The organism is Streptomyces longwoodensis (assembly GCF_001514125.1).
Classification (GTDB): Bacteria; Actinomycetota; Actinomycetes; order Streptomycetales; family Streptomycetaceae; genus Streptomyces; species Streptomyces longwoodensis.
On sequence record NZ_KQ948556.1, the window covers coordinates 223404 to 241315 of the forward strand.

16 protein-coding genes are annotated in these 17912 nt (G+C 72.1%); 6 read left to right on the forward strand and 10 right to left on the reverse strand.

Annotation, left to right across the window (positions count from 1 at the left end):
- Window position 1: 1 nt before the first annotated feature.
- The 8 genes from AQJ30_RS22555 to AQJ30_RS22590 all read right to left on the reverse strand — a co-directional run bounded on the left by AQJ30_RS22555 (window position 2) and on the right by AQJ30_RS22590 (window position 8217).
- Window positions 2–652: a TetR/AcrR family transcriptional regulator gene (locus AQJ30_RS22555; RefSeq protein ID WP_067237021.1), complete on the reverse strand. Its 651-nt coding sequence runs from the start codon at window positions 650–652 to the stop codon at window positions 2–4.
- 137 nt (window positions 653–789) lie between these two features.
- Window positions 790–1719 carry an AurF N-oxygenase family protein gene (locus AQJ30_RS22560; RefSeq protein WP_107119662.1) on the reverse strand — a complete coding sequence of 310 codons (930 nt, stop codon included), beginning with the start codon at window positions 1717–1719 and terminating at the stop codon, window positions 790–792.
- Window positions 1720–1800: 81 nt separating this feature from the next.
- The gene (locus AQJ30_RS22565; protein ID WP_067237025.1) at window positions 1801–2319 is read right to left on the reverse strand and encodes a DUF3291 domain-containing protein; all 519 of its coding nucleotides are present in this window, start codon (window positions 2317–2319) and stop codon (window positions 1801–1803) included.
- A 44-nt stretch (window positions 2320–2363) separates the two neighbouring features.
- Window positions 2364–3821: a penicillin-binding transpeptidase domain-containing protein gene (locus tag AQJ30_RS22570; protein WP_067237028.1), complete on the reverse strand. Its 1458-nt coding sequence runs from the start codon at window positions 3819–3821 to the stop codon at window positions 2364–2366.
- Window positions 3822–3867: 46 nt separating this feature from the next.
- Window positions 3868–5232, reverse strand: a complete 1365-nt coding sequence (locus AQJ30_RS22575; protein WP_067237030.1) for an FtsW/RodA/SpoVE family cell cycle protein — start codon at window positions 5230–5232, stop codon at window positions 3868–3870.
- A gap of 79 nt (window positions 5233–5311) precedes the next feature.
- A complete protein-coding gene (locus tag AQJ30_RS22580) occupies window positions 5312–5935 on the reverse strand; it encodes an SH3 domain-containing protein (protein ID WP_342671636.1) in 624 nt (207 codons plus the stop codon).
- A 114-nt stretch (window positions 5936–6049) separates the two neighbouring features.
- The gene (locus AQJ30_RS22585; protein ID WP_079084216.1) at window positions 6050–7231 is read right to left on the reverse strand and encodes an ATP-binding protein; all 1182 of its coding nucleotides are present in this window, start codon (window positions 7229–7231) and stop codon (window positions 6050–6052) included.
- Window positions 7232–7329: 98 nt separating this feature from the next.
- The gene (locus AQJ30_RS22590; RefSeq protein ID WP_107119670.1) at window positions 7330–8217 is read right to left on the reverse strand and encodes a hypothetical protein; all 888 of its coding nucleotides are present in this window, start codon (window positions 8215–8217) and stop codon (window positions 7330–7332) included.
- 320 nt (window positions 8218–8537) lie between these two features.
- Here AQJ30_RS22590 and AQJ30_RS22595 point away from each other — a divergent pair, with 320 nt between their 5' ends.
- A complete protein-coding gene (locus AQJ30_RS22595; protein WP_067237337.1) occupies window positions 8538–9344 on the forward strand; it encodes a nuclease-related domain-containing protein in 807 nt (268 codons plus the stop codon).
- A 215-nt stretch (window positions 9345–9559) separates the two neighbouring features.
- On the opposite strand, the gene ligD is transcribed toward AQJ30_RS22595, so the two are convergent.
- Window positions 9560–10441, reverse strand: a complete 882-nt coding sequence (gene ligD / locus AQJ30_RS22600) for a non-homologous end-joining DNA ligase (RefSeq protein WP_067237037.1) — start codon at window positions 10439–10441, stop codon at window positions 9560–9562.
- A gap of 88 nt (window positions 10442–10529) precedes the next feature.
- Here ligD and ku point away from each other — a divergent pair, with 88 nt between their 5' ends.
- Complete coding sequence (ku, locus tag AQJ30_RS22605; protein ID WP_067237040.1) at window positions 10530–11594, forward strand: non-homologous end joining protein Ku; 1065 nt, start codon at window positions 10530–10532, stop codon at window positions 11592–11594.
- Window positions 11595–11700: 106 nt separating this feature from the next.
- Here ku and AQJ30_RS22610 read toward each other — a convergent pair whose 3' ends face one another.
- The gene (locus tag AQJ30_RS22610; RefSeq protein WP_371558109.1) at window positions 11701–12471 is read right to left on the reverse strand and encodes an isoprenyl transferase; all 771 of its coding nucleotides are present in this window, start codon (window positions 12469–12471) and stop codon (window positions 11701–11703) included.
- A gap of 274 nt (window positions 12472–12745) precedes the next feature.
- Between AQJ30_RS22610 and AQJ30_RS22615 the strand changes: the two genes are divergently transcribed.
- The 4 genes from AQJ30_RS22615 to AQJ30_RS38030 all read left to right on the forward strand — a co-directional run bounded on the left by AQJ30_RS22615 (window position 12746) and on the right by AQJ30_RS38030 (window position 17909).
- Entirely contained in the window at window positions 12746–15391 is a 2646-nt protein-coding gene (locus AQJ30_RS22615; protein ID WP_067237043.1) for a beta propeller repeat protein, read from the forward strand.
- Between the two features lie 62 nt (window positions 15392–15453).
- Window positions 15454–15765, forward strand: a complete 312-nt coding sequence (locus AQJ30_RS22620) for a hypothetical protein (RefSeq protein ID WP_067237342.1) — start codon at window positions 15454–15456, stop codon at window positions 15763–15765.
- 82 nt (window positions 15766–15847) lie between these two features.
- Entirely contained in the window at window positions 15848–16366 is a 519-nt protein-coding gene (locus tag AQJ30_RS22625; protein ID WP_425424168.1) for a DUF3761 domain-containing protein, read from the forward strand.
- 850 nt (window positions 16367–17216) lie between these two features.
- Window positions 17217–17909 carry a DUF3800 domain-containing protein gene (locus AQJ30_RS38030; protein ID WP_107119663.1) on the forward strand — a complete coding sequence of 231 codons (693 nt, stop codon included), beginning with the start codon at window positions 17217–17219 and terminating at the stop codon, window positions 17907–17909.
- Window positions 17910–17912: the final 3 nt, after the last annotated feature.

Genomic DNA, 17912 nt, shown 5'->3' on the forward strand with positions numbered 1-17912 from the left:
ATCAGGTCCCGGCGGTGAGCGCACCCCGCACCAGCTCGGCGGTCTGCGCGTCGCGGGCGGCGGTCACCGTCAGGCCCGCCACGAACTGGTCCACCAGCCAGTCCCGCAGCTCACCGGCGGGCGGCTGCTTGTCCTCGTCGAGCCAGATCAGCGAGGCCGCCTCCACGGACGTGATCCACATGCGGACGGTCATCCGCAGCCGCGGCCCGGGGTCGGTGACGCCGAGGTGGCTGTGGATGTGGTCGGCGGCGGCCCGCCGTACGCCGTCCACGAGGGCGGTCGTCCGGGACGTCTCGACCACGCTGCCGCCCTGGAGCAGGGCGCTGAAGCCCGCGTCGTGCTCGTCGACGAAGGCGAGGTAGCGGTCCAGGGCCCGGCCGAGGCGGGGGAGCAGGGGCCCCTGGCGGGGCTCGTCGAAGCACAGCCGCAGCTGGTCGGCGGCCGACCGCAGCGCGGCCTCGTACAGCTGCTGCTTGCCGCCGGGGAAGTACCGGTAGACGAGCGGCCGCGACACGCCCGCCGCCTCCGCCACGTCGTCCAGCGAGACGTCCTCGGGGGCGCGGTGCGCGAAGAGGGTCAGCGCGGCTTCCAGGAGCTGACTGCGTCGCTCCTCGACGCTGAGCCTGCGGTACGCGGGGGCGGCGGGGGTCATGCGTGCAGCGTAATCGGAGCGTGGAGATCGTGCGGGGGTCCGGCGGCGGGAGCCGGACACCCCCGCCGCCGCGGGCACCGGCCGGCGGGGGCCCGGCGCGCGTCCCGGGCCGCCGTCCGCCGGCGGCGTGACCCGTGTCAGGCCAGCAGTCCCGACGACTTCCACAGCCGGCGGCCGACGCCCCGCAGGACGCCGATGTCGTCCAGGAAGTCGGTCAGCCGCTTCGACCCGTTCTGCATGACCTCGCGCCGGTGGCCGCTGGCCTTCACCTGGGCGAGGGCCTCGCGCTTGTCCAGGCCGACGTTCGTGTAGACCTCGGGGTTCACGAAGGCCACCGAGAACACCCGGGCGAACTCGCCGGAGGTGACCCGCGTGAACTCCTGCGACCACTTCGGCGCGGTCAGCATCTGCCGGCGCAGCTCCTCACGGGCGTAGCGCACGTGCCGCGCCTCCTCCACCACGTGGATCCGCGTGACGCCCCGGACCAGCGGCTGCACCCGCTCGTCGGGGAAGGTCAGGCGCTGCATCCAGTCCAGCACCTCCTCGCCGAGCAGCGTCGCCGTGAAGGACCCGGGCGTGGTGGAGATCGTCTTGAACAGGCGGCCCAGGTGCTGGTGCGCCCGGCTCACCGGGTACCAGGGGGTGCCGCCGTGCGAGATGAGCCGCGCGAACATCTTGGAGTGGCGGCACTCGTCCTCGATCTCGGTGAGCGCGTACCGCACGTGCGCGCTCGTCGCCGCCTTGTCGTAGATGTGCCGGACCAGCAGCTGCATCAGGATGATCTCGAACCAGATGCCCAGCGAGGCGAGCGCCGCCGCCTCGTGCCGGGAGAGCAGGATCCGCTGTTCCTCGCTCATCCGCTTCCACAGCGGCGTGTCGTAGAGCGACACCAGCTCCGGCGGCCAGAACCACTTGCCGTCCTCGAAGGGGGCGTCCCAGTCCAGCTCCTCGTCCGGGTCGAAGGAGTGCTTGGCGGAAGAGGCGAGCAGTCGCTCCGCCACCTGTTCCCGGTCCTTGAGCAGACCGAGCGCGTCGCGCAGTACCTCGGCCTCGGTCACAGTCGTCATGGCAGTTATGAGACTACCTGTCAGCAAGCCCGTCAATCCCCCGTGCGCGACTTGTTGACCCGATGTCTACGGGGGCCGGGCTCACACCGAGCAGCCCAGCCCCTCCGGCACCTCGCCCAGCAGCGGCCGCGCGCCCCGCGGCGGGAAGAGCGTGCGGAAGGTGAAGGCGTACGGCGAGGGCCCGTGGGTGCGCAGGTGCAGCAGCCGCGCCTCGGCCTCCGCGACCGTGGGCCGGTGACCGGCCGGGACCCACCACAGGGCCACCATGGCCTCCGCCACCCGCTCGAACCACTCCCGCCGCCGGGCCAGCACCTCCCGGTGCCGGCCCGTGTACATGAACTCCTTCAGGCTCTCCAGGTCCCGCCACACGGACATGTTGACGATCAGCCACTCGTCCCCGAAGACGGCGATGTCGGTGGCGTCGCCGCCCTCCGACTGCAGGCGCCAGACGAAGCCGTCGGCCGCGTCGGCGTCGGCGTTCACCGGGTCGAGCTGCTCGACGAAGCCCTTCAACTCGGGCGAGTCTAGGGGGAACTTGAGACGGGCGAGGTTGACCTGGGCGAGTTCGAACCGGGCGGCGGGAGCGGTGGTGTCGGTCATGACCGAACGTTAGGTCGGCACCCCGCGCCCCTGCACCCCCCGTCTCACGGGTCGAGCACCGCCTGCATCACCGCCCGCGCGATCGGCGCCGCCATCCCGCCGCCGGTGATGTCGCCCCGGTCCGCGGAGGCGTCCTCCACCACCACCGCGACCGCCACCTTCGGCTGCAGGTCCCCGTCCGCCTGCGCCCACGACACGAACCAGGCGTACGGCACACCGGAGTTGCCCAGCCCGTGCTGGGCCGTGCCGGTCTTGCCGCCCACGGTCGCCCCCGGGACGGCCGCCTTGCGCCCCGTCCCCTCCCGCACCACGTCCTCCATCAACTGCCGCAGCTTGCGCGCCGTCGAGGGCCGCACCACCTGCCGCGCCGGCCGCGGACCGGCCGCCGCCACCGTCGAGCCGCTGCGCCGCGTCGTCCGCTCCACCAGGTACGGCGTGCGCAGCTGCCCGCCGTTGGCCACCGCCGCCGCGACCATCGCCATCTGCAGCGGCGTCGCCCGGGTGTTGTACTGGCCGATCGACGACAGCGCCAGCTGGGCCCGGTCCACGGTGGTGTCGAACGTGCTCGGCGCCACCGCGAACGGGATCCGCAGCCCGGCGTCGTTGAACCCGAACGCCTCCGCCGTCGCCCCCATCCGCGCCACGCCGACGTCCACGCCGAGCTTGGCGAACACCGTGTTGCACGACCACTGGAACGCCTCCCGCAGCGGGGCGTCCCGGCAGCCGTCGCCCTCGTTGTCCAGCCGGGTCGTCGTCCCCGGCAGCCGGTAGGGCGCCGGCGACCGGGTGCGCGCGTCCAGGTTCCTGACCACCCCCGCGTCCAGCGCCGCCGCGGCCGTCACCACCTTGAACGTCGACCCCGGCGGGTACGTCTGCCGCACCGCCCGGTTCAGCATCGGCTTGTCCGGGTCCGCGTTCAGCCGCGCCCACGCCCGGGCGGCCGCGGCACCGTTCCCCGACAGCTCGCCCGGGTCGTACGACGGGCTCGACACCAGCGCCAGCACCCGGCCCGTGCCCGGGTCCACCGCCGCCACCGCGCCCTTGCGTCCCGCCAGCCCCTCGAACGCCGCCCGCTGCGCCCCACGGTCCAGCGTGGTCTCGACGTCGCCGCCCGCCGCACGCGCCCGGGTGAGGTCGCTCAGCAGCGGCAGCGGCGCCAGCAGCGGGTCGCTGCCCGACAGCACGCCGTCCTCGGTGGCCTCCAGCAGGGTACGGCCGTACTCCTGCGAGGCGAAACCGGTGACCGGCGCGTACAACGGGCCGTCCACGTAGGTGCGTTCGTAGCGCAGCTGCTCGCCGCTGTCCCGGGAGCCGGTGACCGGACGGCCCCCGACCAGGATGTCCCCGCGCGGCTGGCCGTAACGGGCGATCGTCGCACGGCGGTTGGCCGGGTTGCCGTCGTAGGCGGGGGACTGCACCACCTGGACCCGCGCGGCGTTCACCAGCAGGGCCGCGAGCAACAGCACGCAGAAGAAGGCCGCGTACCGGATGTGCCGGGTCACCGGGCCTCCTCGGGGCGCACCGCGCCGTACGTCTGCCGTGCGGTCGTCATGGGGCCGGCTTCCCGTCGTACTGGCGGCGCGCCGAGTGGCTGACCCGGATCAGCAGCGCCACGATCGTCCAGTTGGTGACCACCGACGAGCCCCCCTGCGCCAGGAACGGCATCGCCATGCCGGTCAGCGGGATCAGCCCCGTCACCCCGCCCGCGATCACGAACACCTGGAGCGCCACGAGCGAGGCCAGTCCGATCGCGAGCAGCCGGCCGAAGGGCTCGCGCAGCGACAGCCCCGCCCGGTAGCCGCGCTCCACGAGCAGGGCGTACAGCAGGAAGATCGCCGACAGCCCGGCCAGGCCCAGCTCCTCGCCGGCCGTCGCCAGGATGAAGTCCGACTTCACGGCGAACCCGATGAGCACCGAGTGGCCGTTGCCGAGCCCGGTGCCGAGCACCCCGCCCGCCGCGAACGCGAACAGCGACTGGGCGAGCTGGCCCGGGCCCTGTCCCGCGTCGATGGACGCGAACGGGTGCAGCCAGTCCTCCACGCGCCCGTGCACGTGCGGCTCGAAGCGCCCCACGGCCACCGCGCCGAGCCCCGCGAGGAGCAGTCCGACCGCGATCCAGCCCGTGCGGCCGGTGGCCACGTACAGCAGGACGACGAACAGGCCGAAGAACAGCAGCGACGTGCCGAGGTCCCGCTCCAGCACCAGCACGCCCACACTGACCAGCCACACCGCGACGATCGGCCCCAGCACGCGCCCGGTGGGCAGCTGCACGCACCACACCCGGCGGCCCGCGTACGCCAGCGCGTTGCGGTTGGCGGCCAGGTACGCGGCGAAGAACACCGCGAGCAGCACCTTCGCGAACTCTCCCGGCTGCAGGGAGAACCCGGCGATCCGCACCCAGATGCGGGCGCCGTTGACCGCCGGGAACAGGATCGGCAGGCACAGCAGCACCAGCGCGGCGACCACGGACACGTACGCGTAGCGCTGGAGCAGCCGGTGGTCGCGCAGCGCGGCCACGACCACGATGAACAGCCCGATGCCGAGCGTCGACCACACCAGCTGCGTGGGCGCCGCCCGGTCACCCGGCGTCTCCAGGTCCAGCCGGTAGATGAGCACCAGCCCGAGCCCGTTGAGCAGCACCCCGATCGGCAGCAGCAGCGGATCGGCGTACGGCGCCCGGAACCGCACCGCGAGGTGCGCCAGCAGCGCGAGCACACCGAGCCCTGCGCCGTAGCCCGCGGCGCCGGGCGGGAGGGCGCCGTCGTGGGCCAGGCCCACCGCGCAGTAGCCGTACACCGACAGCAGGACGGCCAGGACGATGAGCGCGAGTTCGATGCCGCGGCGCCGGGGGAGGCGTGCCGGGCGGGCGGGGGCCCGCTCCGCCACGGCGGTGTCGACTCCGGCTGACATCATGTCCGGAACCTACCCAATTGTTGGTCCTCGTGAGCTTCGCTGGGACGGGGGCTGGGGTGGGGGCTGGGTCAGTCGGGCGTCAGCACGGGCGGGGTTCCCGGTCGACCGTGCGGATGTAACGCGCCGCCCCCCAGGCCCAGGTGCCGTCGGTGAGCAGGTACCACTGCCGGTTCCCGTCGACGCTCTCCCCGCGGGTCTGGCAGAAGATCGACACGGTCTCGCCCTGGCGCGCCAGGCGGATCACCTCGCTGGACCGGGTGGGCGCGCTGCGCAGGAGGAGGCCACCGCGGGCGGTGACGACGCCGCGGGTGAGGCGACCGTCTTGGCCTTGGTTCTGGCCTTGGTTCTGGCCCTGGCCCTGGCCCTGGTTCTGGCCTTGGCCTTCGCCCTGGCCCTGGCCCTGACCTTGACCTTGACCCGGAGTCTGGCCCTGGCCCTGAGTCTGGCTTTGCACCGCCTGGTAGCCCAGGCCCAGGCCTTGGTACTGGTCGCTGTCCTGGCCCTGACCCTGGCTCTGCCCCTGCCCCTGTGTCTGGCCCTGGGAGGTGGAGGTCCCCTGCTGGGAGTTCGCGTTGCCCTGTCCGTCGCCGCCCCAGCCGTCGTCGGCCATGGCGGGGACGACGGAGGCGGAGAGGGCGAGGGCGCCGGCGGCACCCGTTATGGCGAGACGGGCGAGAGCGGACCGCAGGACCATGGCGACCATGGCGTACCTCCAGGAAGGGGGTCGTGACGTGTCAAAAGCTGACTGATCGCCACGTTAGGGGCGGCCGGGGGAGGGTGCCCGCTGGATTGGGCCGATGGATGGCGCCCCGCCGGCTCAGGCCCGCTCTTCCGGCAGGACCAGCGTGGCCACCGCGCCGCCCTCGGGTGCGTTGGTGAAGGTCAGCCGTGCGCCCAGGACCTCCGCCTGCCCCACCGCGATGGTCAGCCCCAGCCCGTGCCCCTTGGCGCCGCCCTCGGTACGGAACCGCTGCGGCCCGTGCGCGACGAGGTACTCCGGGAACCCGTCCCCGTGGTCCCGCACGGTGACCCGCGGCCCGTCCACGGTCAGCACCACCGGGGCGCGCCCGTGCCGGTGCGCGTTCGACACCAGGTTGCCGAGCACGCGCTCCAGGCGCCGCCGGTCCGTCTCCACGCGCGCGTCCCGCACCAGCCGCACTTCGGTGTCCGTGCCGGACGCCCGTACGACCCGTTCGGCCAGCGCGCCCAGGTCCTCGGTGTCCAGCTCCCCGCGCTCGCGCCCGGTGTCGAGCCGGGAGATCTCCAGCAGGTCCTCGGTCAGCGTGCGCAGCGCGGCCACCCGGTCGCGGACCAGCTCGGTCGGCCGTCCCTGCGGCAGCAGTTCGGCGGCCGCGTGCAACCCGGTGAGCGGGGTGCGCAGTTCGTGCGCGACGTCGGCGGTGAAGCGCTGCTCGGCCAGCAGCTTGCCCTGCAGCGAGGCCGCCATCGAGTCCAGCGCCGCGGCGACCGCGGCCACCTCGTCCTGGGGGCGGCTCGCGTCCTTGGTGCGGGGGTCGTCCACGCGCGCGTCCAGGTCGCCGGCGGTGATCCGCCGGGCCACCAGCGCGGTGGCGTGCAGCCGCCGGGTCACCCGGGTCACGGCGAAGGCGCCGACCAGCAGGGTCGCCCCGATCGCCAGCCCCGACGACCAGAGGATGGCGCTGTCCAGGCCCTCGATGGTGCGGGCCTGCTGGCCGTAGTCGACGGCCACGGCGAGCGTGCGTCCGCCGTCGGCGGGACCGGCCGCCCACATCACGGGCTGCCCGCGGTGGTCGGCGACCATGGTGCCGCGCTTCCCGGCCAGCGCCAGCGTGCGCAGCGGCTGGGGCAGACCCTCGGCGTCGACGCCGGCACCGGGCAGCAGCGTGTCGCCCGCCTCGTACGCGGCGGTCGCGTCGGTCAGCCGGGACAGGGCGAGGTCGCGGGCCTGGCCGACGGTCTGGTCGGTGACCTGGACGTGCACGAGCACGCCGAGCAGGGCGGCGAGCGCGCAGCACATCACCGTGATGAAGGCGGCCGACTTCACCGCGAGCGTGCCGGCCCAGCGGGGGAGCGGGGCCGCGCGGCGGGACGTGGACCGGCGGGGAGCGGGTGCCCTCACGGGGTCACCGACGGGGAACGGCTGGTGCTTGGGTCGGCGGTGGAGCTCGGGCCGACGGTGGCGGTCGTCGTCGGGGAGGGGTGCCCGGGGGGTTGGCCGTGGTGGGTGCGGAGCATCTCGTCGTGGGTGAGGAGCATGGCCTTCTGCTCGGGGTCCCAGGTCCACTGGAGCCGGTACTCGTAGTCGGCGAGGTCGGACGGCGAGCGGATGATCACCGACCGCCCGGCCAGCTCGACCGCGCTGACGGCGTCCTCCCAGGCCATGACCCGCAGCAGCCGGTGCTTGTCCACGGTGTAGACGCGGACGGCGGTCAGGTCGGGCGCGTCCCCGGGCAGCAGCCGGAAGCCGAGGGTGAGGTCGACGCGCCCGTCTCCGGTCAGGTCGCGGTAGTAGGGCTGGAGGACGGGGCAGGTGCCGGCGGCGGTGGTGGCCGCGTCCGCGTCCGCGGTGCGGTCCGTGGCCTTGCCGTCCGCGGCTTTCCCGTCCGTGGCCTTCCCGCCCGTGGCGTTCCCGCCCGTGGCGTTCCCGGCCGCGGGCTTGCTGGTGCAGGCGGCCATCCGGGCCGTCGTGTCCCGGTAGATGGCGGTGGGGCCCCGGTAGTCCTTGGGGTGGGCGGCGATCTCGGCGCGCACGATGGCCACGGGGTCGACCTTCCGGAGGTCGTCTCCGGGCACGGTGACGCCCTTGACGACCTCGGTGTCCGCCTCGTCGATGTTCCAGGCGGGGCTGGAGGCCGGGGTGAGCTGCGGCCACAGCCGGGCCGGGCTGGTCGCGGTCGGGGTGGACCCGGCACCGCGCAGTCCGCCCGCGTCACCGCAGGCCACGGCGGCCGAGGCCAGCAGGGCGACGGCGAGGCCGGTCCGGACGGGGCGGCTGACGGACACGGGACTCCTGTGATCGACGACGACGACGGCCCCGTACACCATATTCGGAGGGAAGTCCTATTTGCCCACCGGTGGGCCGAGGGGGCGGCCGGGCGATCGCCGCGACGGTATCAGCAGGATCCGGTGGTCGGCCGTGGGGGCCCGGCGGACCGGGGCGTGTGGCCTGGGCGGGCCGGATGTGCGGGCCGCGGTGGGTGCCCGGCGGACCGGGGTGCAGGCGCCCGGCGGACCGGGGTGTGGGTGCCCGGCCGCCTCCCGGGGCGGCCGCCGTCTTGCTCCGGGAGCACCCACCTGCTCCCATGGTCGTCGGGGTGATGTGCATGAGCGGACTGCGCGTCGTACCGGCCTGGCGCCACGGCCGGGAGCGGCTCTACGTCTGCCGTACGGACGGCAGGAACGTCGCCTGGTACGACCGGGAGGCCGGCCGGGTCAACCTGCTCAGCGACGAACGCCGGGACGAGGTGCTGGAGGCGCTGGGCCCCTTCCTGACCGGCCCGGTCGCCGTCGGCCCGCCCCCGGTGCCGACCCCCGCCGAGCTGGCCCGCCTGTCGCTCCACCCGGACGACGACCTCGCGCCCAACCGCCCGGGCGAGGCCCTGCTGGTCTCCCTCGACCGCGACCCGGCCCACCAGGGACTCCGGCTGCGCGCCGACCCGAGGCGCCGGGCCCTGGAGGCGGAGCAGACCGTAGGGGAGGCCTTGGACCGTCTCGACGGGGCGGGCTGGCACACCTTGCACTCGGTGCCGCTGCCCGGCGGCGACCGCGTCCACCACCTGGCCATCGGCCCGGGCGGCCTGTTCGCCGTCCACGCCCTGTACGCCCGCAAGCAGCGGGTGCTCGTCGCCGACCCGATGGTGTCCCTGGGCCGCCGCGACCCCGAGCCGGTCCTGCGCCGCGCCCGCGCCGCCGCCGACCGCGCCTCCTACGCCCTGACGGCCGAGGTCCACCCGGTCCTGGCCCTGGCCGGCCCGGCGGACGTCCGCGTCACGGCTCCGCCGCGCGAGGTACGGGTCGTACGGGACACGGACCTGGCGGACCTGGCCCGCACGGGCGGGGTCCTGAAACCGGCGGACGTGGAGGCGCTGCACGCGATGGCCCGGGACCGGGGGACGTGGGGGGTCTGCTGAGGGGAGGCTGAGGCTTCTCGGCCGGTCCGGCGCGCGCTGATGCTTTTCAGCCAGTCCGGCGCAGACCCGAGGTTTCTTGGCCCTCCAGCGCGCGTCGCCGCTCTTAGCCCGTCCGGCGTTTGAGGACGAGGCCCGTCCAGGGCCGAAGCGGGGGCCTGGGGGGCGGCAGCCCCCAGCACACCCGCGCGCCGAGGCGCCACCCGCACCCGCCCGACCTACGGCAGCACCCCGGCCCCCTCCGCATCGAACAACGGCGCCAACAGATCCCCGAACTCCGACACCCGGGCCCTCACATCCCCCGCCTGAAAGGCCAGCCCCTCAGGCGCCCCACATCCCTCGACCTCCGCCCACGTGACCGGCGCCGACACGGTCGGCTCGGCCCGCGCCCGCAGGGTGTACGGCGCGGCGGTCGTCTTGCGGCCGGCGTTCTGGCTCCAGTCGACGAACACCTTGCCGGGCCGCAGGCTGCGCGTCATCCGGTGCAGCACGAGCTCGGGCATGGCCCGCTCGGCCTCGACGGCCAGCCGCTTGGCGTAGTCGCTCACCTGGTCGGACGAGGAACCGCGCACGGCGGCCAGCAGGTGCAGCCCCTTGGACCCGGAGGTCTTGGCGTAGGCCACGAGCCCGTCGGCCGCCAGCCGCTCGCGCAGCCAGAGGGCGACCTCGCAGCAGTGCACGATCGTCGCGGGCGGCCCGGGATCGAGGTCGAAGACCAGCCGGTCGGCCTCGTCGGGCGTGGGGGCGAGCCACTGGTGGGTGTGGAACTCGGTGACGAGGTTGGCCGCCCACATCAGGCTGGGCAGGTCCTGGACCAGCACCATCCGGGCCGGCCCCTCCGAACGGCGGACCTCGGCGGTGGCGACCCAGTCGGGCGTGCCCGGCGGCACGTTCTTGGTGAAGAACAGCTGGCCGTCGGGCCCGTCGGGGTAGCGCAGGAAGGAGACGGGCCGCTCGCGCAGGTGGGGCAGCAGGACCTCGGCGACGGTGGCGTAGTAGTGCAGCACCTCGCCCTTGGTGAAGCCGGTCGCGGGATACAGCACCTTGTCCAGGTTGCTGAGCGCCAGCCGTCGCCCCTCCACCTCTGTGATCGGCGTCATACGATGAGAATCACACGAAACCGGTACAAACTGCCCTTCTGTCATCAGGTCGGGTTACCGGACCCGCGGCCCGGAAAGGTGCTGAACGTTGCGATCCATCTGGAACGGCGCCATCTCCTTCGGCCTCGTCAGCATCCCGATCAAGCTGGTGAACGCCACGGAGAGCCACTCGATCTCCTTCCGCCAGATCCACACGGAGGACGGCGGGCGCATCCGCTACCGCAAGTTCTGCGAGGTGGAGGACCGCGAGGTCACCTCGTCGGAGATCGGCAAGGGGTACGAGGACGCGGACGGCACGATCGTGCCCATCACCGATGAGGACCTGGCCCAGCTGCCGATCCCGACGGCGAAGACGATCGAGATCGTGGCGTTCGTGCCGGCCGACCGGATCGACCCGCTCCAGATGGACCAGGCGTACTACCTGGCGGCGGGCGGCGCCCCGGCGGCCAAGCCGTACACGCTGCTGCGCGAGGCGCTCAAGCGGAGCAACAAGGTGGCCATCGCCAAGTACGCGCTGCGCGGCCGGGAGCGCCTCGGGATGCTCCGGGTGGTCGGGGACGCCATCGCGATGCACGGGCTGCTGTGGCCGGACGAGGTGCGCGAGCCCCAGGGGGTGGCCCCGGACGCCGACGTCACGGTCCGCGACAAGGAGCTGGACCTGGCGGACGCCCTGATGGACACCCTCGGCGAGGTGGACCTCGAGGACCTGCACGACGAGTACCGGGAAGCGGTGGAGGAGGTCATCGCGGCGAAGGCGGCCGGTGAGGCCCCGCCGGAGAGCCCGTCCCGCCCGGCCGGCGGCAAGGTCCTGGACCTGATGGCGGCGCTGGAGAACAGCGTCCGCGCCGCCAAGGAGTCCCGCGGCGAGGCCGCCCCGCCCGAGGAGGAGGCCGAGGTCCGCCACCTGCCCCGCAAGACGTCCCGCGCCGCCCCCAAGACCACGGGCGGCAAGAAGTCGACCTCGACCACGAAGAAGACCCAGGCCACCCCGAGGAAGTCCACGTCGAAGACGGCGGAGCCCACGAAGAAGACGACGGCGTCGACGTCCAGATCGACGGCGGCGAAGAAGACCTCGGCCGCCAAGAAGACCACGACGAAGAAGTCCGCCTCCACCACGAAGAAGACGACCCAGCCCCGCAAGCGCTCGGCGTGAAACCCCAGGACTGAGACGAACCGGGGCCAGTCGCCGTGCGACGGCCCCAACTCTCCCCGCCCCGCGCCTCGCTTGACCTGATGACGCCGACGACCGTCAGGACGCCTCAGCGACCGTACCGACGATCCCGGTCCGCGTACGACCGCAGCGCCCGCAGCAGGTCTATCTGCCGGAACGCCGGCCACAGCACGTCGACGAAGTGGACCTCGGCGTAGGCGGACTGCCACAGCAGGAAGCCGGACAGCCGCTGCTCGCCGGACGTGCGGATGATGAAGTCGGTGTCGTGGCCGGCGGGCGAGTACAGGTTGTCGGTGATGTGCTCGAGGTCGAAGTCGGCCGCCAGGTCGCGCGGGTCGCCGCCCTCGCTGATGTGCCGGTCGAAAGCGGACCGCACGGCGTCGACGATCTCGCGGCGCCCGCCGTAGCCGACGGCGACGTCCACGGTCAGCCCACCGCGCCCGGTGGTCCGCGAGGCGGCCTCCTTCAGCACGCGCGCGGTGTCGCCCGGCAGCAGGTCGAGGGCGCCGATGACGGAGACCTCCCACGCCTCCTCGGTGGCGCACACGCGCTGCACGGTCTCCTCGATTATCTCGAGCAGGGGGCCCAGTTCGTCGGCGGGCCGGTGGAGGTTGTCGTCGGAGAGCATCCACAGCGTGACGTGCTGGATGTCGGCGGCGGCGCACCACTGCAGGAAGTCGGTGACCTTGGCGCCGCCGACCCGGTAGCCCTCGCGCACGTCGTCGTGCCCGGCGCCGCGCGCCCAGCGGCGGTTGCCGTCGAGCATGATGGCCACGTGCCGGGGCCGTGGCCGGCCTTCCAGCTTGCGCGTCAGCCGCCGCACATAGATCGCTTCCAAGGCCGAGCGCACGGCTTTCAAGACCACGCCAACATCCCTTCGCGCAACCGCTTTTGTGGCGGCCCACCTTAGCGCCACTTGAGAAACGCTCGAATCGGAGCGGACGCACGTGACCATATGACCACTTTCCCGGCGCATGCCCCTTGGTTCACCGTATGGCAGGTTCCGGTCAAACCTTGTCCAAGGAGCGGACACCCCCGGCCCCGCGTGGTCGGGTCTGCAACGGCAGTCGTGGCACCGCCCGTTCTGCTCGCTCTGCCCGTTGTGCCCGTCCCATCCGTTCCGGGAGGACCAGGTGTCAGCACCGAACCGTACCCGCAAGAGACGATGGCTCACGCTCTGCGCCGTCACCGCATCCGCCGCCTGCGTGGCGCTCCCCGCGGGAGCCGTACCCGGCGGCCACCCCGACCCCTTCGGGCCGCGCACCCTCGACCGCCTGGCCGCCGCACGCGAACAGTCGATCGGCACGGTGAACCCCGGCCTGGCCGCCGAGGACGACGACGGCAACGAGGCGGACGAGATCGCCGAGGGGGCGGACCAGTACGCCGAGGCCCGCACCTCGCCCGGCATCGTCGCGCCGGGGGCGTACGGCGCCGCCTGGCGCGACCTGACCGCCCTGCCCCGCACGAAGGGCAGTTGGCGGCACGTCACCGGCCTGCCGTACGACTCCGACGACCCGCGCTACCGCGACATCGACTCCAACTCCAGCGGCGGCGCGGGCCGGGTGACCGGCCGCATGGCCGCGATGGCGGCGGACGACGACGGCTACCTGTACGCGGGCAGCGCCGGTGGCGGCGTCTGGCGCTCCCGCACCGGCGGCGGCTACTGGCAGCCCCTCAGCGACCGGCTCCCCTCCCAGTCCACGGGCGCGCTCGCGCTGGACGGCGCCGGCCGGCTGTGGCTGGGCACCGGCGAGGCGACCACCAACGCGGACGCCTACCTCGGCAGCGGCGTCTACGTCCTGTCCCACCCGCACCACGGCACGTTCACCACGCGCGACCGCGTCGGCGGCAAGGAGCTGGAGTCCACCACGATCCACCAACTCCGCTTCGGCGGCGGCCGGGTGTGGGCGGCGACCAGCGAGGGCGTGTGGAGCCACTCCACGGCCAAGCTCTCCGGCCCCTGGACGCTGGAGTTCGCGCCCAACCCCGACTACCTGCCGGGCGGCGCGAAGGCGGACGACGAGTCGGCCGCGTACAAGAACCTCACCAACGACATCGCGATCGACCCGAAGGACCCGCACAAGGTCGTGCTCGCGGTCGGCTGGCGCAGCGGCGACGACTACAACGGCTTCTACACCAAGGTGCGCGGCACCTGGACCCGGATCACCAGCGGCATGGGCGACCTGCCCACGGACGCGGAGGGCGTCGGCAACGTCACCTTCGCCCGCTCCGCCGACGGCTCGCGCTACTACGCGATCGACCAGTCGCCGGAACAGCTCAACACCAACCCCGACAGCGCCCTGGAGGGCGTCTTCGTCTCGGCGACCGGCTCCCCGACGGGCCCGTGGACGAAGATCGCGGACCACAAGGCCCTCGCGGCCGGCGGCTCCGCGCTCACCGAGCCGGGTTACATGCCGGGCATCCAGGCCTGGTACAACCAGTTCCTCACCGTCGACCCGAGCGACCCGAAGCACGTCTACGCGGGCCTGGAGGAGGTCTTCGAGACGAGGAACGGCGGCACCACCTGGTCCGCCGTGGGCCCGTACTGGAACTTCGGCTTCCCCTGCTGGAGCATCGACCCGTCCCGCCAGACCGGCGCCTGCCACCAGACGACCCACCCCGACCAGCACGGTGTGGCGATCGGCCGCTACCACGGCCGCAGTTGGCTGTACGTGGGCAACGACGGCGGCGCCTACCGCCGCCCGTTGGACGGCACCCAGGACGCCTCGGGCCACGCCACCGACTGGACGTCCCTGAACGACGGCACGATCGACACCCTCCAGTACTACTCGGTGGGCGTGGGCAAGGACCGCGACAACGGCGGCCTCGCGATCACCGGCGGCCTCCAGGACAACGGCCAGTCCATCCTGCGCGGCCACGACCGCGTCATGGGCTCCAACTTCGGCGGCGACGGCGCCGACACCCTGACGGACCCGCAGAACGGCTGCAACATCGCCCAGGAGTACGTCTACCTGGCGGTCCAGGTGACACAGAACTGCGCGCGAAACGACGGCAGCTGGACCACGGACCCCTCAAAGGCGACGTCCTACAACGTGGCCCCACCGGACAACGCCACCAGCGAGGCCCGCTTCGTGGCCCCCCTGGCCGCGGACACCGCCGACGGCGCGACATGGATCGCGGGCGGCCGCCACGTCTGGGTCCAGACCCACGGCTACGCCATCCGCAGCGGCACGGAGTGGAAGAACGTCCACGACCTGGGCGCCGGCCGCGCGGCGACGGCCGTGGCGGCCTCGAACGGCCGTGTCTACGCGGCCTGGTGCGGCCCCTGCAACAACCAGGGCTTCGCCCGGGGCATCGCCGTGGGCAACGAGGACGGCACGGGCTGGCACGACCTCACCCTCCCGACCGACGCCACGATCCCCAACCGCTACCTCAGCGGCTTCGCCGTGGACCCGAGGAACGCGAACCACGTGATCCTGGCGGTCAACGGCTTCTCCCGCCACTGGACGGAGGGCCCGGGAGCGGGAGTGGGCCACGTCTTCGAGTCGAAGGACGGCGGCACGACGTGGAAGGACATCTCCACGACCCTCCCCGACGTCCCGACGAACGCGGCCCTGCTGACCCCGAACGGCGGCCTGGCGGTGGCCACGGACCTGGGAGTGGTCTACCGGGCCCCGCACCACACGACTTGGCAACGCGCAGGCACGCTCCCGGCCACGGCAGTACTCCAACTCAAACTGAGCCCGAACGGCAAAACCCTGTACGCGGCGACGCACGGCCGGGGGATCTGGTCGGTGGGGGTGGGGGAGCTGGGCTGAACGACTGGCCTTCAGCGGGGATGCAGATCCCGGCTGAAGGCCGGCCGAGGGATCATGACTTCATGGACCTCACCAACCCGTTGCCACTCCTGGACGAGGCGGTGGCAGCCCTGAAGGCCCCCCTCACGGAGGAGGACCGCAGCCAGGGCTGGACGGACGACCTCCGCAGAGAGATCCAGGAGGAAATCTCCCTGAGCCGCTCAGCCCTACGCCGCCACGGCCTGAGCACGGCCCGCTACTTGCGCCCGCGCTGGGAGGAGTGGCTGGACAGGGAGGGCGTGCGGCCGGGGAGGTTGCGGACCTTGGTGGCGGAGGTCCAGGGATGCCTGAAGACGGCGGCAGGCTCGGTCTGGCCGCCGTGGCATCACAACTAAGTCACTTTCTCCACCAGTCCCTCACATGTGATGGACAGGTCCAGATAGTTTCGCCCCTCAAGTACTTCACCAGGGGGGTCCTGTGAGCTACTACCAGCCGCAACCACCGTTCCAGCCACCACCCGTCCCACCGATGCACCGCCCGGCCCCCAAGTGGGCCCGCAAGCGCTTCGTACTGCCGGCCCTGGGTGTGGCGTTCCTCGTCGGAGTCGGCGCGGGGGCCGCCGACAACCAAAAACCGAACGAGACAAAGACGGTCGCCAACACCAAGACCGAACCGACTCCCACCGTCACGGCAACGGTCACCGCAACGGCCACGGTGACCCAGACAGCCGAGCCCACACCGGCACCGACGGTGACCAAGACGGTCAAGGTAAAGGTGACGGTCACGGCCCACGCCCCGACCAGGAGCTCAACGGGCGGCGGCAGTTCAACGTCCGGCGGCTCATCGTCCACCGGCGGCGACTCCAACTCGTCGGACGACTCGAACTCCGCGGGCGGCGGCGCAACGGCCATGTGCAACGACGGCACGTACTCCTACGCAGCCCACCACCAGGGAGCCTGCTCGCACCACGGCGGGGTGGCGATCTTCTACCGCTAGCGAACGCCCGCTGCCGCCCGCACGCGACTCCGGAGGGCGCTTGTGACGTTGACGTTTGTGCTGGTCGCGAGCACTGCACGGCAGTTGCAGACGATTCCCGTCCACGAACAGTCCACAGGAACATGCGCGGGCTCACCCACAGCCTTCGTGGGTCGGCGCGCCATGGCCTACCTGGACACCAACACGTATCTGACCGGAGGGGCCGTCGATGACGCGGAGGGGGCGGCTCTGCCACTGACCCGTCACGGCGGCGACTGGAACTGTATGGACCACCGCCCATACGCGGCCATCTCGGCGGACCGGTCCTGCACCGCAGCCACTGACGCGTTCGGTACCAGACCCTGTTCTCCGGAATGACTCGGCAGCAACTCAACGACCTCACCGAGCCTCTGTCGTCAGACGGCGACGCCAAGGGGTCACCTGCGACGCTCGTAGATCATTCAGGGAGCAGTACTTGGCGAACCTGTCGCCTAAAATGTCAAGATCGGTCAACTCCTGTCAGTGGTACGGGATTTGTACGATGCCCATCTCGTCGGACGGTTATAGTCGCGGTGAGCGTGGTGCAAGGCAGCATCGTGACGTACGGGACCAGGAACAGTCCTGGGGGCTCCTGATTCCTCATGGTTGTGGATCGGGGGCTGTCGCTGGCGCGGATGGTACTCCCCATGGGGTCTGATTCTGGGTCGATGCGGCAACCGCTTCCGAAGCCGTTGACGTACGACGTGGCGCGCGGCATTGAAGCACTCCGCGCCCGCTGCTCTCGAAAGTGACCTTCGTTTCGAGGAGCGCGGAAGGGCCCTCGGCAACGGTGCCGGGGAAAACCCACGCGTGCTTGCGGAGTTGATAGCCTATGGTCGCCGAGTCCAGCGCTGCCCCCCTGCGTCTCTATTTCGTTGACGATGGAGGCAACGCCCGTACGACGGTCTGCTTCGCATCCTTGGGTATCGATCTCGCGCAGGTTGACACCGCGAACCAAAAATGGCGAGATTTTCGCGCCGAGCTGGATGCAGATGCACGGCTGGAGATCCCGGCAGACTCCTCTCTTCACTCGGTGAAACTCGTGGGCGCTCGTGGGCGCCACGTTCACCGTTCACGTAGCACTGACCGTGCGACGCATCGCCGGCACTGCCAGGAAGTCATCCTGCGCGGGCTGCGAACGATCGCCGCGGTACCTGGCGTGCGCGTGCGTGCTGTCTATCGAGAGACGGATAACTACGGGCGCGACCGGCCTGCCCTCTACGCCGCGCTGCTGCGTCAACTTAACGCTGAGCTCGCCAAATCGGGCATCCATGGGGTGGTCATCGTCGATGGCGATGGTACTGAAGGCGCCCTTCGACGGGCCCATCGAGCCCTCTCGGACGAAAGTCGCCACATCATCGGCGACCCGGTGTTCCGGCCTGCACGCAACTTGGGCCTGCTTCAGGGCGCAGACATGTTGGCGTACTCGGCCTACCAGTCCATCGCAAAGCGTCCGTCTCGCGCGTTCATGTGGCACTGGTTCGGTTCCACGTTCCCGGGTGCCCACGGGCCCAGTGCACTGTGAGTT